This is a genomic window from Pseudomonas sp. G3-19 (assembly GCF_054855875.1).
In genome coordinates, this window is the sequence record NZ_JBMPIQ010000003.1 from 2,766,527 (window position 1) to 2,779,864 (window position 13,338).

The 13,338-nt window shown below is 58.1% G+C and carries 15 protein-coding genes; 3 read left to right on the forward strand and 12 right to left on the reverse strand.

Annotated features, from left to right (window positions below; translation table 11 throughout):
* Window positions 1–90: 90 nt before the first annotated feature.
* The 8 genes from ruvB to ACOYXI_RS12810 form a co-directional block, all read right to left on the reverse strand.
* Window positions 91–1,152, reverse strand: a complete 1,062-nt coding sequence (gene ruvB / locus ACOYXI_RS12775) for a Holliday junction branch migration DNA helicase RuvB (protein WP_003227521.1) — start codon at window positions 1,150–1,152, stop codon at window positions 91–93.
* On the reverse strand, window positions 1,153–1,761 hold the full coding sequence (gene ruvA, locus ACOYXI_RS12780) for a Holliday junction branch migration protein RuvA (protein ID WP_003227522.1): 609 nt from the start codon (window positions 1,759–1,761) through the stop codon (window positions 1,153–1,155). It lies immediately after the preceding gene.
* A gap of 114 nt (window positions 1,762–1,875) precedes the next feature.
* Window positions 1,876–2,403 (reverse strand): crossover junction endodeoxyribonuclease RuvC, encoded by a 528-nt coding sequence (gene ruvC / locus ACOYXI_RS12785; RefSeq protein ID WP_103303956.1) that lies wholly within the window; start codon window positions 2,401–2,403, stop codon window positions 1,876–1,878.
* Window positions 2,404–2,561: 158 nt separating this feature from the next.
* The gene (locus tag ACOYXI_RS12790; protein WP_007912738.1) at window positions 2,562–3,308 is read right to left on the reverse strand and encodes a YebC/PmpR family DNA-binding transcriptional regulator; all 747 of its coding nucleotides are present in this window, start codon (window positions 3,306–3,308) and stop codon (window positions 2,562–2,564) included.
* A gap of 127 nt (window positions 3,309–3,435) precedes the next feature.
* Complete coding sequence (gene aspS, locus ACOYXI_RS12795) at window positions 3,436–5,211, reverse strand: aspartate--tRNA ligase (RefSeq protein WP_003227530.1); 1,776 nt, start codon at window positions 5,209–5,211, stop codon at window positions 3,436–3,438.
* A gap of 100 nt (window positions 5,212–5,311) precedes the next feature.
* Window positions 5,312–5,533 (reverse strand): FmdB family zinc ribbon protein, encoded by a 222-nt coding sequence (locus tag ACOYXI_RS12800; RefSeq protein ID WP_003227532.1) that lies wholly within the window; start codon window positions 5,531–5,533, stop codon window positions 5,312–5,314.
* 133 nt (window positions 5,534–5,666) lie between these two features.
* On the reverse strand, window positions 5,667–6,002 hold the full coding sequence (locus tag ACOYXI_RS12805; protein WP_027612532.1) for a ribbon-helix-helix domain-containing protein: 336 nt from the start codon (window positions 6,000–6,002) through the stop codon (window positions 5,667–5,669).
* 186 nt (window positions 6,003–6,188) lie between these two features.
* Window positions 6,189–6,659 (reverse strand): Dps family protein, encoded by a 471-nt coding sequence (locus tag ACOYXI_RS12810; protein ID WP_007912745.1) that lies wholly within the window; start codon window positions 6,657–6,659, stop codon window positions 6,189–6,191.
* Between the two features lie 310 nt (window positions 6,660–6,969).
* Here ACOYXI_RS12810 and ACOYXI_RS12815 point away from each other — a divergent pair, with 310 nt between their 5' ends.
* Complete coding sequence (locus ACOYXI_RS12815) at window positions 6,970–7,572, forward strand: cold-shock protein (RefSeq protein ID WP_134787184.1); 603 nt, start codon at window positions 6,970–6,972, stop codon at window positions 7,570–7,572.
* A gap of 72 nt (window positions 7,573–7,644) precedes the next feature.
* Here the strand turns inward: ACOYXI_RS12815 and ACOYXI_RS12820 are convergent, their stop codons facing one another.
* A complete protein-coding gene (locus tag ACOYXI_RS12820; protein ID WP_007962092.1) occupies window positions 7,645–7,851 on the reverse strand; it encodes a SlyX family protein in 207 nt (68 codons plus the stop codon).
* 3 nt (window positions 7,852–7,854) lie between these two features.
* The gene (locus ACOYXI_RS12825; protein WP_027612530.1) at window positions 7,855–8,280 is read right to left on the reverse strand and encodes an HIT family protein; all 426 of its coding nucleotides are present in this window, start codon (window positions 8,278–8,280) and stop codon (window positions 7,855–7,857) included.
* 897 nt (window positions 8,281–9,177) lie between these two features.
* Here ACOYXI_RS12825 and ACOYXI_RS12830 point away from each other — a divergent pair.
* Window positions 9,178–10,536: an OprD family porin gene (locus ACOYXI_RS12830; protein ID WP_098965276.1), complete on the forward strand. Its 1,359-nt coding sequence runs from the start codon at window positions 9,178–9,180 to the stop codon at window positions 10,534–10,536.
* A 244-nt stretch (window positions 10,537–10,780) separates the two neighbouring features.
* On the opposite strand, the gene ACOYXI_RS12835 is transcribed toward ACOYXI_RS12830, so the two are convergent.
* Entirely contained in the window at window positions 10,781–11,623 is an 843-nt protein-coding gene (locus ACOYXI_RS12835; RefSeq protein ID WP_027612528.1) for a mechanosensitive ion channel family protein, read from the reverse strand.
* 150 nt (window positions 11,624–11,773) lie between these two features.
* A complete protein-coding gene (locus ACOYXI_RS12840) occupies window positions 11,774–12,259 on the reverse strand; it encodes a YajQ family cyclic di-GMP-binding protein (protein ID WP_003227548.1) in 486 nt (161 codons plus the stop codon).
* Window positions 12,260–12,399: 140 nt separating this feature from the next.
* On the opposite strand from ACOYXI_RS12840, the gene ACOYXI_RS12845 reads away from it, so the two are divergent.
* A complete protein-coding gene (locus ACOYXI_RS12845; RefSeq protein WP_461674913.1) occupies window positions 12,400–13,317 on the forward strand; it encodes a putative 2-dehydropantoate 2-reductase in 918 nt (305 codons plus the stop codon).
* The last annotated feature ends 21 nt before the right edge of the window (window positions 13,318–13,338 follow it).

Consider the following 13,338-nt stretch of genomic DNA (forward strand, 5'->3'; position numbering starts at 1 on the left):
GGCAACTGTTTTTTCAGTGTTTAAGGCTTTACCGCAAAAGTACCGTCCTGTGACAGTACAAACGCTGAATAAATCGCCAATAAATGTGTATCAATCGTCCAAGGCATCGAGAAACTCGTCTGCCACGGGCATTTCACCCATTCGTGACGGAATGTTTAAACCGAAATGCAGGTACGCATGCCGTGTCACCACCCTGCCCCGTGGCGTACGCATGATGTAACCCTGTTGAATCAGGTACGGCTCCAGCACATCTTCGATGGTATGGCGCTCTTCACTGATCGCCGCCGCCAGACTGTCGATACCCACCGGGCCGCCATCGAACTTCTCGATCATGGTCAGCAGCAGGCGCCGGTCCTGATGGTCGAAACCGTGTTCATCGACGTCCAGCAGGTTCAACGCCAGATCGGCCACCGACTTGGTGATATGGCCCTTGGCGCGCACTTCGGCAAAATCGCGCACCCGACGCAGCAGACGATTGGCGATTCGCGGCGTACCACGGGCACGACGAGCGATTTCGAAAGAACCCTCCGGATCCAGTGGCAGACCGAGAATCGCCGCAGACCGACTGACAATCGTTGCCAGATCAGCTGTGCTGTAGAACTCAAGACGCTGGACGATACCGAAGCGGTCACGCAACGGGTTAGTCAGCATGCCGGCACGAGTAGTAGCGCCCACCAGCGTGAACGGTGGCAGATCCAGCTTGATCGAGCGCGCCGCCGGCCCTTCGCCGATCATGATGTCGAGCTGGAAGTCTTCCATCGCCGGGTACAGCACTTCTTCGACAATTGGCGACAGGCGATGGATTTCGTCGATGAACAGCACGTCGTGCGGTTCCAGATTGGTCAGCAGTGCCGCCAGATCTCCCGGACGCTCAAGCACCGGGCCGGACGTGCTCTTGATCGACACGCCCATTTCCTGGGCAATGATGTTGGCCAGCGTGGTTTTACCCAGACCCGGCGGGCCGAAGATCAGCGTGTGATCCAGCGATTCACTGCGACCACGCGCCGCCTGGATGAACAGTTCCATCTGCTCGCGCACGGTCGGCTGGCCAATGTAGTCGGCCAGACTGACCGGGCGAATGGCCCGATCCTGGACTTCTTCGCGCTCGCGCGGGCTGTGCGCGGCGGCGATCAGACGATCAGCTTCAATCACTTAAATCATTCCCTTCAGGGCGCGGCGGATCAGGTCTTCACTGCTCAAATTCTTGTCCTTGATGGCGGTAATCGCCTTGCTCGCTTCCTGCGGCTTGTAGCCCAGGGAAATCAGCGCACTGACCGCATCGTTTTCAGCGGTGTTGACCGGCGCCGGGCCGTCCGGCTGATTCGGCACCAGGGCGAACATGGCCGGCGAGGTTTCCCAGGCCTTGAAGCGATCCTTCAGTTCAACCAGCAGGCGCTCAGCGGTTTTCTTGCCGACCCCCGGGACCTTGGTCAGCGCCGAGGTGTCCTGGGATTGCACGCAGCGAATCAGTTCATCGACTTCCAGGCTCGACATCAAGGCCAAGGCCAGTTTCGGCCCGACACCATTGAGACGGATCAACTCACGAAAAAAGTCTCGCTCACGCTTGCCGGCGAAACCATAGAGTAACTGCGCGTCTTCGCGTACGACCAAATGGGTGTGCAGCGTCAGCGGTTCACCGACCGACGGCAGACGATAAAGGGTGGTCATGGGCACTTCCAGCTCATACCCGAGGCCGTTTACATCCAGAATCAGGTGCGGCGGCTGTTTCTCAGCCAGGGTGCCGCGCAAGCGTCCAATCACGTTTCAGATCCTTGAGCGTTGGCCAGCCGTGGGCTGGCGACAGATGGAAGGCGGGAATCGGGCCGACGACACAGGCGCGAAATCCGCATTCCGCAAAAATGATTGCTGATGCTATCAGAGACGCAGGCGCCCGCCACGACTGCGTGCGGTACCCAGGCCATGCGGCAGCAGACTGGAACGGGTGTGCGCGTGACAAATGGCGATAGCCAGGGCATCCGAGGCATCGATCTGCGGTTTGCTGGTCAGCTTGAGCATGTGCATGACCATCATCTGCACCTGTTCTTTATTGGCGGCGCCGGTGCCGACCACGGCTTGCTTGACCTGGGTGGCGGTGTACTCGGCAATCTCCAGGCACTCTTCAGCGCCAGCCACAATGGCGGCGCCGCGAGCCTGCCCAAGTTTGAGCGCCGAGTCGGCGTTTTTCGCCATGAACACTTTTTCGATGCCCATGGTCACCGGGCCATAGGTCTGAATGATTTCACGCACGCCGCGATAAACGATTTGCAGCCGCTCATGCAGCTCGCCGGCGCCGGTACGGATGCAGCCCGACGCCACGTAGATGCAGCCGCCGCGGCCTGTATCGCGAACAACCCCGTAACCGGTGATGCGCGAGCCGGGGTCGATACCCAGAATTAAAGTCATAACGCCTGCGGAGTCGGTAAAAACAAGAAATTCAAAACAGCGAATAACCAATGTGGGAGCGGGCTTGCTCGCGAAGGCGGTGTGTCATTCAGCATTGATGCTTGCTGATACGCCGCCTTCGCGAGCAAGCCCGCTCCCACATTGAAGCCTAGTCGCTCTTAACCGAGCTGAGCGGCCACATCTTCCGGAATGTCCGCGTTGGAGTAGACGTTCTGCACGTCATCCAGATCCTCGAGCATGTCGATCAGCTTGAGCACCTTCTCCGCGCCCTCCAGATCCAGTTCGGCACTGGTGGTCGGCTGCATGACGATTTCTGCGTCGTCACCCTTGAACCCGGCCGCTTCCAGCGCGTTACGCACCGCGTAGAAGCTGGTGAACGAGGTGAACACGTCGATCGAGCCGTCTTCATGGCTGACCACGTCGTCGGCATCCGCTTCCAGCGCCGCTTCGGTCAGCGCGTCTTCATCGACGCCCGGGGCAAAGCTGATCTGCCCCTTGCGCTCGAACAGATACGCAACCGAACCGTCGGTACCAAGGTTGCCGCCACATTTGCTGAACGCATGGCGCACGGCAGCTGCGGTACGGTTGCGGTTGTCGGTCATGCACTCGACCATCACCGCCACGCCGCCCGGGCCGTAACCTTCATAGGTCAGCTCTTCAACGTTGTCCGCTTCGGTCGCACCGGCGCCACGCGCAACGGCGCGGTCGATGATGTCGCGGCTCATGTTCGCACTGAGGGCCTTGTCCAGGGCCAGGCGCAGACGCGGGTTGGAACCCGGGTCGCCGCCGCCCTGACGGGCCGCAACGGTCAGCTCACGGATCCACTTGGTGAAGATCTTGCCTCTCTTGGCATCCTGACGTTCTTTGCGGTGCTTGATGTTCGCCCACTTGGAATGACCTGCCATAACTCGCTCCGAATTCTCTTGAAACGTTGCCCGCCCTGCTCACGCAGTGGCCAGCAAACAAAAAATCTCGACCTGCTCTCTATAGAAAGAAAAAAGGCGCATCCGAAGATGCGCCTTCAGGCCCGTCTTACTCAGCCTTTGGCGTTTCGCGCAAACGAATGTGCAGCTCGCGCAGTGCCTTGGCATCCACCACACCCGGGGCTTGCGTCATGACGTCCGCAGCGCTCTGGGTTTTCGGGAAGGCGATCACTTCACGGATCGACTGGGCGCCGGTCATCAGCATCACCAGACGGTCCAGACCGAAAGCCAGACCACCGTGCGGCGGTGCACCGTACTTCAGCGCGTCAAGCAGGAAGCCGAATTTCTCTTCCTGTTCCGCCTCATTGATACCCAGCAGACGGAACACCGCTTGCTGCATTTCCTTGCGGTGGATACGGATCGAACCGCCACCCAGCTCGGTGCCGTTCAGCACCATGTCGTACGCGCGGGACAGAGCGCCGGCCGGATTGGCTTCCAGCTCTTCTGGGGAGCACTTCGGCGCGGTGAACGGGTGGTGCAGCGCCGAGAAGCTGCCGTCGTCGTTCTCTTCGAACATCGGGAAGTCGACGACCCACATTGGCGCCCACTTGCAGGTCAGCAGGTCGAGGTCGTGGCCGAGCTTGATACGTAGCGCGCCCAGGGCTTCGCTGACGATCTTGGCCTTGTCGGCACCGAAGAACACGATGTCGCCGTCAACCGCACCGACGCGATCAAGGATCACGTTCAGGTTGGCTTCAGGGATGTTTTTCACGATCGGTGATTGCAGACCTTCAACACCGGCAGCGCGCTCGTTGACCTTGATGTACGCCAGGCCCTTGGCACCGTAGATGCCGACGAACTTGGTGTAGTCGTCGATCTGCTTGCGCGGCATGCTCGCCCCGCCTGGAACGCGCAGTGCAGCGATACGGCACTTCGGATCGTTGGCCGGGCCGCTGAACACCTTGAATTCGACTTCTTTGAGTTGATCGGCAACGTCGACCAGTTCCAGCGGGTTACGCAGGTCCGGCTTGTCGGAACCGTAACGGCGCATGGCTTCTTCAAAGGTCATGTGCGGGAATTCGCCGAATTCCAGATCCAGCACTTCCTTGAACAGGTTGCGGATCATGCCTTCGGTCAGGCCCATGATGTCTTTTTCGTCGAGGAAGCTGGTCTCGATGTCGATCTGAGTGAACTCAGGCTGACGGTCGGCACGCAGGTCTTCGTCGCGGAAGCATTTGGCGATCTGGTAGTAACGGTCGAAACCGGCAACCATCAGCAGTTGCTTGAACAGCTGAGGCGATTGCGGCAGCGCGAAGAACGAACCGGCGTGAGTACGGCTCGGCACCAGGTAGTCGCGGGCGCCTTCCGGGGTAGCACGGGTCAGAATCGGCGTTTCGACGTCGAGGAAGCCGTTCTCGTCGAGGAAGCGACGGATGCTGGTGGTCATGCGCGAACGCAGACGCAGCTTCTCGGCCATTTCCGGACGACGCAGGTCCAGGAAGCGGTAGCGCAGGCGGGTTTCTTCGCCGACGTCGGAGTATTCGTTGAGCGGGAACGGCGGGGTTTCCGACTCGTTCAGCACTTCCAGCTCGTAGCCCAACACTTCGATCATGCCCGACGCCATGTTGGCGTTGGTCGCACCGGCCGGACGCAGACGCACCTTACCGGTGATCTTCACGACGTATTCGCTGCGCACGCGATCGGCGGCGGCGAAGCTCTCGGCGCGATCCGGATCGAACACCACCTGAGCCAGACCATCACGATCACGGATATCGAGGAAAATCACCCCGCCGTGGTCGCGACGACGGTGAACCCATCCGCAAAGGGTAATTTCCTGGCCTTCCAGGCTTTCGTTCAGTTGGCCGCAATAATGGCTGCGCATCATGGTAGTGGTTTCGCTTCTCGTAATTCGAAATTCGGTGGAGATCCCGTCGCACTCAAGCACTGCAGAATCTCACGCGTGTCGTTCGACCTGGGCCTGAACCCTAGTCAGATTTGTCGCCACCGGCCAGATTCTTCTTGGCTCCGGTCTTGAAATCGGTTTCGTACCAACCGCTGCCGCTGAGGCGAAAACCCGGCATGGACAGCTGTTTCTTGAGCTCTGGCGCCTGACAGGCAGGGCAGTCGACCAGCGGTGCCTCGCTGATCTTTTGAATGGCTTCCAACTGATGACCACAGGAAGCACATTGATAATCGTACATCGGCATGGGGGTGTCTCGGCGATCAGATTGCCACCGCGCGCAGGGCTTTGCGGCGAAAGAGCGGGATTATATCCATTAAATGCGGGCTGTGCAGCCGTAAGACTGCACAGCCCGCCACGTCATTTCAAGTATTGCCCGTTCAGGGCATGACGGCCGCCGGGGTATCGCGCAGGCCATTCATCACGCACACCACCCGTACCAGACCACTGAAGTTTTTCACCCCGCCGTGGCGCAGGTGCACTTCGCGGTCCACATGTGACAGCAGCGTGCTGACCGAACAGCCGTTGTGCCCGGCCATGTCACCAAGAATGTTCCAGTAAACCTGCTCGAGCCTCAAGCAAGTGGCAAAGCCGTTCAAACGCACTGATCTGGCCAGCGGCCGGATCAGCTCAAAATCGAAATCGCTGACAAACGGATCGACCTTCATTTCCCGTTGCGAACCGACGTGCTCGCATCGCCTGTCTCCACCTACCATATCGCTGACACTCCTTCGTCATCGCTGCTTTTATAAAGACAACATCCTGTGCCTTCATAAAAACGCAGACGCAAAGTCAGCGCCAGACGACTAGTTGCCCAGCAGCGTAGGATAAGCCGACATGTTCAGTAAGATTTGAAACAGTATGCGGACATCCACACCTGCGGACGTCCGCGCACCGGACTATCAGGCCTCGAGCAACGCGCGCAACATCCACGCGGTTTTCTCATGCACCTGCATGCGCTGGGTCAGCAAGTCGGCCGTCGGCTCGTCACTGACCTTGTCCAACAGCGGGAAGATGCCGCGAGCGGTGCGAGTGACCGCTTCCTGGCCGTCGACCAACTGCTTGATCATGTCCTCGGCACTTGGCACCCCGACTTCTTCTTTAATAGAGGAGAGACGCGCGTAAGTCGCGTAGGCACCCGGCGCAGGAAAACCCAGAGCGCGGATACGCTCGGCGATCAGATCCACCGCCAGCGCCAGCTCGTTGTATTGCTCTTCGAACATCAGATGCAGGGTCCTGAACATCGGACCTGTGACGTTCCAGTGGAAGTTATGGGTTTTCAGATACAGCACGTAGGTGTCCGACAGCAGCCGCGACAGCCCCTCGACGATGGACTTGCGATCTTCTTCACTGATACCGATATCGATTGCCATGTTTACCCCCTAAGGCGATTGAATTCATCCAACAGGTGCAGACCCACTCTAGCAAGGCAGCCGCCACCTCGCAGCCGACAATCTTCACTCGCCATGCGACAAATCGACCGGGCACGTGCCGCTGGCCGGGGTAATTTGAGTAGCTGCAGGCTTTGCTGTTAAATAGGCAGTGTGTCGCTACGCCCCATTTTTCGGGGGTGTCGCGCATAGGCTGATGCCGGGCACGTGTCCAACGCCTCTTTATTGTTCCGAAGCGAACCGTGCGCCTTCAGCTCTTCCTTGTGAGCCGTCATAACGTGAGCCAATCAAAATGTTGAAAATCGTCCACCTGCTAATGGGCGCAGCGGCCTTGCTGCTGTCGTTCATACCTAGCTTGAAATCCGAAGCCGTTCCTTACCTGCAACAACCCGATGCACTTTACCTGGCCTTTTTCGGCCTGCTGAATCTGGTCATCGCTCCAGTGATTCCTTACTGGAACAAAGGCCCGCGCCAGCATCTGCAAAATCTGGTCAGCGCTCTTCTCGTGCTGACTGTCGTCCTGCAAACCCTGACCCTGATCGCACCGATGCCAGTCATCGCCGGTCAACCGGCGGTGTTGTTCAGCCTGGTGATCGCTCTGGTTGCCGTGGTTGTGCACTTGGCCGTGAGCTTCTACAAATCTTCACCGGCTGCCGCACCTGTCACCTATGACATGAGCAACCGCGATACCGGTACCGTCAAGTGGTTCAACACGTCCAAAGGCTTCGGCTTTATCTCCCGGGATTCCGGCGATGATATTTTCGTGCACTTTCGTGCAATCCGTGGCGAAGGCCACCGCGTACTGGTCGAAGGCCAGCGCGTTGAGTTCTCGGTGATGAACCGGGATAAAGGCCTGCAAGCCGAGGACGTGATCGCCGCCCTGCCGCGTCGCTGATCCAAGGCAATAAAAAACCGCGAACAGCCAGGCTGCTCGCGGTTTTTTTACGCCTGCATAAAGGTGTTGGCATCAGTAATGCGGTGGTGGCGCCTCTTCCTCGAAAGAATCGAACTGCCCGACCATCTCCTCCTGACGCTTGAGCAACGCCGCCATTTGCAGTTGCAAGCGCTCGATCACCCGCTGCTGCGCCACCAGTTCGTCGTTCAACGCCTGAATGGTGTCATCCTGAAAAGCCAGACGGCTTTCCAGATCGGTGACGCGTTCTTCAAGGTTCATGGTTCAACCCTCCAGAAACGTGAAGTGTTCGGTCAGCACCAGACGCAGCCGCTCACGAATGCTCGCGACCTGCTCGGCGCTGTAGGGTTTGGCCGGGTGTTTGCCCCAGACCGGCGCCGGCCATGCCGCATCGTCACGCTTGCGCACGATCACATGCATATGCAACTGGCTGACAACGTTGCCCAGCGTCGCGACGTTCAGCTTGTCGGCATCGAACAAGTCCTTGAGCAACTCGGCCAGCGCCGTGGTTTCCTGCCACAACTGCTGCTGGTCGGCGACATCCAACTGAAACAACTCGCTGATATCGTCGCGACGAGGCACCAGGATGAACCACGGGTAATTGGCATCGTTGGACAGCAGCAGCCGGCAGAGCGGGAAATCGCCGATGGTCAGGGTGTCCTGTTGAAGTCGTGAATCTAAAGCAAACACTGCGTGCACTCCCGGCTGATCTACACAATTCAGCTTAGCGGCCATCTAGACAGGCATGACGCCAAGCGACAGGCAGGCAGCATACCTGCGAATGCGCCGGGCTTCACGATGAGCGTGCCAGGACAGACATTGCTCAACGCTCCTGCATGCGACATTTTCGGGCGGCACGCACCATGACGGAACCGACTGCGCGGTGCAGCACAATGAAATGACCAGAAAAGCCCAAAGCGTTCATCCCCTGCTCCCGCTCAAACTGTATGAATCCGGAACAACTGGAAAAATTTTTGCACCAAAACCGCACAGCGCGTCTACGCTCAGTGCGTCGGGCATCCGCCGAATACTCACCGGCGGGGTGAACCGGTAACGTTTTTCGTTGTCGCGCGCACGAACCTGCTCGACAACACCAAGCAAGGGATGGCGTCAAGCCCTGATAAAGAAGGGCTTGAGGCCCAGTATTTATGAGGTTTTTACAGCGAGTGACGAGTGTTCAGAAAAATAACCGCATAGAGAAAGCGGTTTGTGCACGCTTGTTGCATTCGTACCCATATGGACTATAAGCGCACCACGGGAAGTGGGAGCCTTAGGCCCAACAAAAACAGTGGCAGGGTTGCCCGATGGAGATTCAAGTGTTTTGCCAGGGACTCTTTTTTAGCGATGCAAAAGGCTAGAAAAACAGCGAGAAAGTTGTCGATCCGATTGCATCGGTACTGTGAATTTGCGACATCTACAAAGCCATCTGCGACAGCGTCGTAAAGAAGGTGAAAGGTTGGATTAGCAAGTATCGCCAACATTGTCGGCGTGATATAAGTTTGCGCCGACACAAAAAGAAAGAGCCGCCCAGATAATAAAACAGGTGGGACGGCAGTACTCTTCTAAAAACCAAAGGAGCAAATCACGATGCGCGTGATGAAGTGGAGCATGATCGCCCTGGCTGTTGCAGCAGGCACCTCGCAGTTCGCAATGGCATCTTCGCAGGATGACGCCAAAGGGTTCCTGGAAGACCAGAGTCTGAAACTGAAGACTCGTATGGAATACATGAACCGCGATTACAAAAATGGTGCCGGTAACGTTGCAAAGAAAGACGGCACCCCGGGTTTTGAAAGCGGCTATCGCCAGGACACCGGTGTCAGCCAACTGCTGACCTACGAATCGGGCTTCACTCAAGGCACCGTAGGTTTCGGTCTCGACGCCATGGCCATGGGTTCGGTCAAGCTGGACGGTGGCTCGGGTCGTCGTGGTAACGGCCTGTTCGCGATTGATAGCGACGGCAACGAAGAGAAATCCCAAGGCAAGATCGGCGGCGCTGTCAAATTCCGCGTTTCCGACACTGTGCTGAAATACGGTCAGCAATTCGTTGCCAGCCCGGTCTTCGCCACTGACGACAGTCGTCTGTTGCCAGAAGTGGCTACCGGTACCTTGATCACTTCCAAAGAGATCAAAGGCCTGGAACTGAGCGCAGGTCGCTTCACCGCCCTGAGCAAGCAAACCGGCATGGGCCGCGACAGCATCGGCGGCCTGCCTGATGAGAACGGCAACGGTGGCAAGGGCCTGACCAGCATCAACATCTTCGGCGCCAGCTATGCCTTCACCGACAATTTCACCGGTGCATTGGCCGCTTCGGATGCCGACCAGTACTTCAAGAAGCAATACATCAATCTGAACTACACCCTGCCTATCGCCGAAGACCAGTCGCTGAACTTCGACTTCAACGGTTATAAAACCGAAGGCGAGAAGCGTGGCAACCTGGTCAGCGCCATTGGCGACGAAACCCCTGACAACGACACCCGTGGCGTAGACAACAAACTGTGGTCCCTGGCAGCAGCCTACAGCCTCGGCGCGCACAAGTTCACCATCGCTCACCAGCGCTCCAGCGGCGACAATGCCTACTACTATGGCGTTGACGGCAACAGCACCATCTTCGTTGCCAACTCCATTCAGATCTCCGACTTCGTGGGCCGTGAAGAACGCTCCTGGCAAGCTCGTTACGACCTGAACATGAAGACTTATGGCGTTCCTGGCCTGAGCTTCATGACCCGCTACGTGAAGGGTGACAACATCAAGACCAACGGTCTGGGTGAAGGTAAAGAAAACGAGTGGAACGCCGAGTCCAAGTACGTGATCCAGGAAGGTCCAGCCAAGGATCTGTCGTTCCGTCTGCGTTACGCCATGTACCGTTCGAACGGCGCGTACAGCGGCTACGCGTCTGACAACAACGACACCCGTCTGATCGTCGAGTACCCACTGAACATCCTCTAATCGGGATATGCAGCTGACGTACTGTAGAGCTTTGCTCTAACAAGAACCGCTCACCTGACTCAGGTGAGCGGTTTTTTTATGAATCAAGTTTGCCCTGCCTTCCTGTTTCTGACCGTACAAACAATAGTAGCTAGCTACTTATTAGCCAACGAACATCTAGATCAGACATAAAAAACCCAAGAGTGCGGACAGCTCTTGGGTTAGTCCACTCATTAACTGACCGCGAGGCCAAGTATCAGTGGTATTACTGAACAGCCGATTCCTGAACTACTCGAATAACCCGCTGTGGAAACGGAATATCAATACCGGCAGTTTTCAAACGGTCACGCGACTGTTCGTTAAACATGAACATCACGTCCCAATAGTCTGCAGTTTTAACCCACACACGCAGGGAAACAGTGATCGAACTGTCACCCAACGTCGAAATGACCGCTTGTGGCGCAGGGTCCTGCAATACGCGCTCATCCTTGGCCAGATCCAGCAGCACCTGACGGGCCTTTTGCAGATCAGCTTCGTAATCCACACCCACGTCAAACACCACTTTGCGGGTTGGCTGACGGTTGGTGTTGGTGATGATGCCGTTCGACAGATTGCCGTTCGGGACGATGATGGTCTTGTTGTCACCGGTACGCAGCACGGTGTGGAAAATCTGGATGCTGTCGACAGTACCCGCCACACCTTGCGCTTCGATCCAGTCACCGATACGGAACGGACGGAACAGCAGAATCAGCACGCCGCCGGCGAAGTTCGCCAGGCTGCCCTGCAACGCCAGACCGATGGCCAGGCCGGCAGCACCAATCGCGGCCACGAACGAGGTGGTTTCCACGCCGATCATCGAGGCGACGCTGACAATCAGCAGCACCTTGAGGATGATGTTCGCCAGGCTGCTGATGAAGCCTTGCAGCGCCAGGTCGGCATTGCGCAGGGCCAGCAGACCGCCGAGTTTTTGCGTGACCTTGTTGATCAGCCACCAGCCAATGGCCAGGGTAATCACCGCCAGCAGCACGCGGCTGCCGTATTCCATGATCATCGGAATCCACGCCTGGGACGCCTTGACCAGGTTGTCTACCTCAGCATTCAAATCCATCTTCCATCTCCTGATTTCCGGCTACCCGGGCTGTACACATATAAAAAGTGGGAGCGGGCTTGCTCGCGAAAGCGGTATGTCATTCAACAATGAGTTGCCTGACACAGCGCTTTCGCGAGCAAGCCCGCTCCCACAGCCATCTGACCGGACTTAGTCGCGGAAGTTGTTGAACTGCAGTGGCATGCCGAATTCCTTGGCGCGCAGAGCCGCGATGGCTTCCTGCAGGTCATCGCGCTTCTTGCCGGTCACCCGCACCTGCTCGCCCTGAATGGCGGCCTGCACCTTGAGCTTGGCGTCCTTGATGTGAGCGACGATCTTCTTCGCCAGCTCCTTGTCGATGCCTTCCTTGAGGATCGCGTCCTGCTTCATCAGCTTGCCCGAGGCGTAAGCGTCTTTTACTTCAAGGCACTGCACATCGATCTTGCGCTTGGTCAGGGCCAGCTTCAGGATCTCGATCATCGCTTCCAGCTGGAACCCGGCTTCAGCGGTCAGGTTGACGGTCAGGTCCTTTTCCTTGAACTCGAAGCTGCCCTTGCCTTTCAGGTCATAGCGACGATCGAGTTCCTTCACGGCGTTCTCGACCGCGTTGGTCAGCTCGTGTTTGTCCAGTTCGGATACCACGTCGAACGACGGCATGTAGTCTCTCCAATAAAAAGGCGCGCTCGATGAGGATGGAGCGCGCTTGGCTTGCGGTTAAAATCCGGCTCATTATAACGGGTCTTTTCCCACCGATACGGCGAGCCTTGCATGCCAGTACCTTACCGAGTGAAAAACTGATGTCCACCCCCTGGCACGTTCTCGGCGCCGGTAGCCTCGGCACCCTGTGGGCCACCCGTCTGGCGCGGGCCGGGCTGCCGGTGCGGCTGATCGTGCGTGATGCCGAGCGCTTGCGCAGCTATCAGGTGGCCGGCGGCCTGACGCTGGTCGAACACGGCGCAGCCACGACCTATGCCGTCCCCGCGCAAACGGCGGACGACCCGGAGCCGATCCGCCGCCTGCTGGTCGCCTGCAAAGCCTATGACGCCGAAAGCGCCGTCGCCCGCCTCGCCCCGCGCCTGAGCGCAGATGCCGAGCTGATCCTGCTGCAAAACGGCCTCGGCAGTCAGGACGCGGTCGCAGCGGTGGTTCCGCAGGCACGCTGCATCAGCGCCTCCAGCACCGAAGGCGCGTTCCGCGACGGCGACTGGCGCGTGGTGTTTGCCGGCCACGGTTTCACCTGGCTGGGTGATGCCAGCCATCCGGTAGCGCCAATCTGGCTGGACGATCTGGACGCAGCAAAAATACCCCACGAATGGAGCACTGACATCCTCACCCGGCTGTGGCGCAAACTGGCGCTCAATTGCGCGATCAATCCACTGACTGTGCTCCATGATTGCCGTAACGGCGGGCTGGAGCAGCATCAATGCGAAGTCGCCACGTTGTGTGCGGAGCTTGCCGAATTGCTGGAGCGTTGCGGTCAACCGGCAGCCGCGGTCAATCTGCAACAGGAAGTCGAGCGGGTGATCCACGCCACCGCAGCCAACTACTCGTCGATGTATCAGGACGTGGCGAACCAGCGCCGCACCGAAATCAGTTACCTGCTGGGCCACGCCTGCAAAGTCGCCACCCGTCACCAGTTGAACCTGCCACACCTCAATCAATTGCAGCAGCGTCTGATCGCTCATCTGCACAGCCTTGGATTGCCCAGCGACTGAGCAGCGGCTACGCTGCCCACT

Coding starts and splice junctions, on each gene's coding strand:
- ruvC (WP_103303956.1), bottom strand. CDS start 2,403: ATGACTTTAATTCTGGGTATCGACCCCGGCTCGCGCATCACCGGTTAC.
- ACOYXI_RS12790 (WP_007912738.1), bottom strand. CDS start 3,308: ATGGCAGGTCATTCCAAGTGGGCGAACATCAAGCACCGCAAAGAACGT.
- aspS (WP_003227530.1), bottom strand. CDS start 5,211: ATGATGCGCAGCCATTATTGCGGCCAACTGAACGAAAGCCTGGAAGGC.
- ACOYXI_RS12800 (WP_003227532.1), bottom strand. CDS start 5,533: ATGCCGATGTACGATTATCAATGTGCTTCCTGTGGTCATCAGTTGGAA.
- ACOYXI_RS12805 (WP_027612532.1), bottom strand. CDS start 6,002: ATGGTAGGTGGAGACAGGCGATGCGAGCACGTCGGTTCGCAACGGGAA.
- ACOYXI_RS12810 (WP_007912745.1), bottom strand. CDS start 6,659: ATGGCAATCGATATCGGTATCAGTGAAGAAGATCGCAAGTCCATCGTC.
- ACOYXI_RS12815 (WP_134787184.1), top strand. CDS start 6,970: ATGTTGAAAATCGTCCACCTGCTAATGGGCGCAGCGGCCTTGCTGCTG.
- ACOYXI_RS12820 (WP_007962092.1), bottom strand. CDS start 7,851: ATGAACCTTGAAGAACGCGTCACCGATCTGGAAAGCCGTCTGGCTTTT.
- ACOYXI_RS12830 (WP_098965276.1), top strand. CDS start 9,178: ATGCGCGTGATGAAGTGGAGCATGATCGCCCTGGCTGTTGCAGCAGGC.
- ACOYXI_RS12835 (WP_027612528.1), bottom strand. CDS start 11,623: ATGGATTTGAATGCTGAGGTAGACAACCTGGTCAAGGCGTCCCAGGCG.
- ACOYXI_RS12840 (WP_003227548.1), bottom strand. CDS start 12,259: ATGCCGTCGTTCGACGTGGTATCCGAACTGGACAAACACGAGCTGACC.
- ACOYXI_RS12845 (WP_461674913.1), top strand. CDS start 12,400: ATGTCCACCCCCTGGCACGTTCTCGGCGCCGGTAGCCTCGGCACCCTG.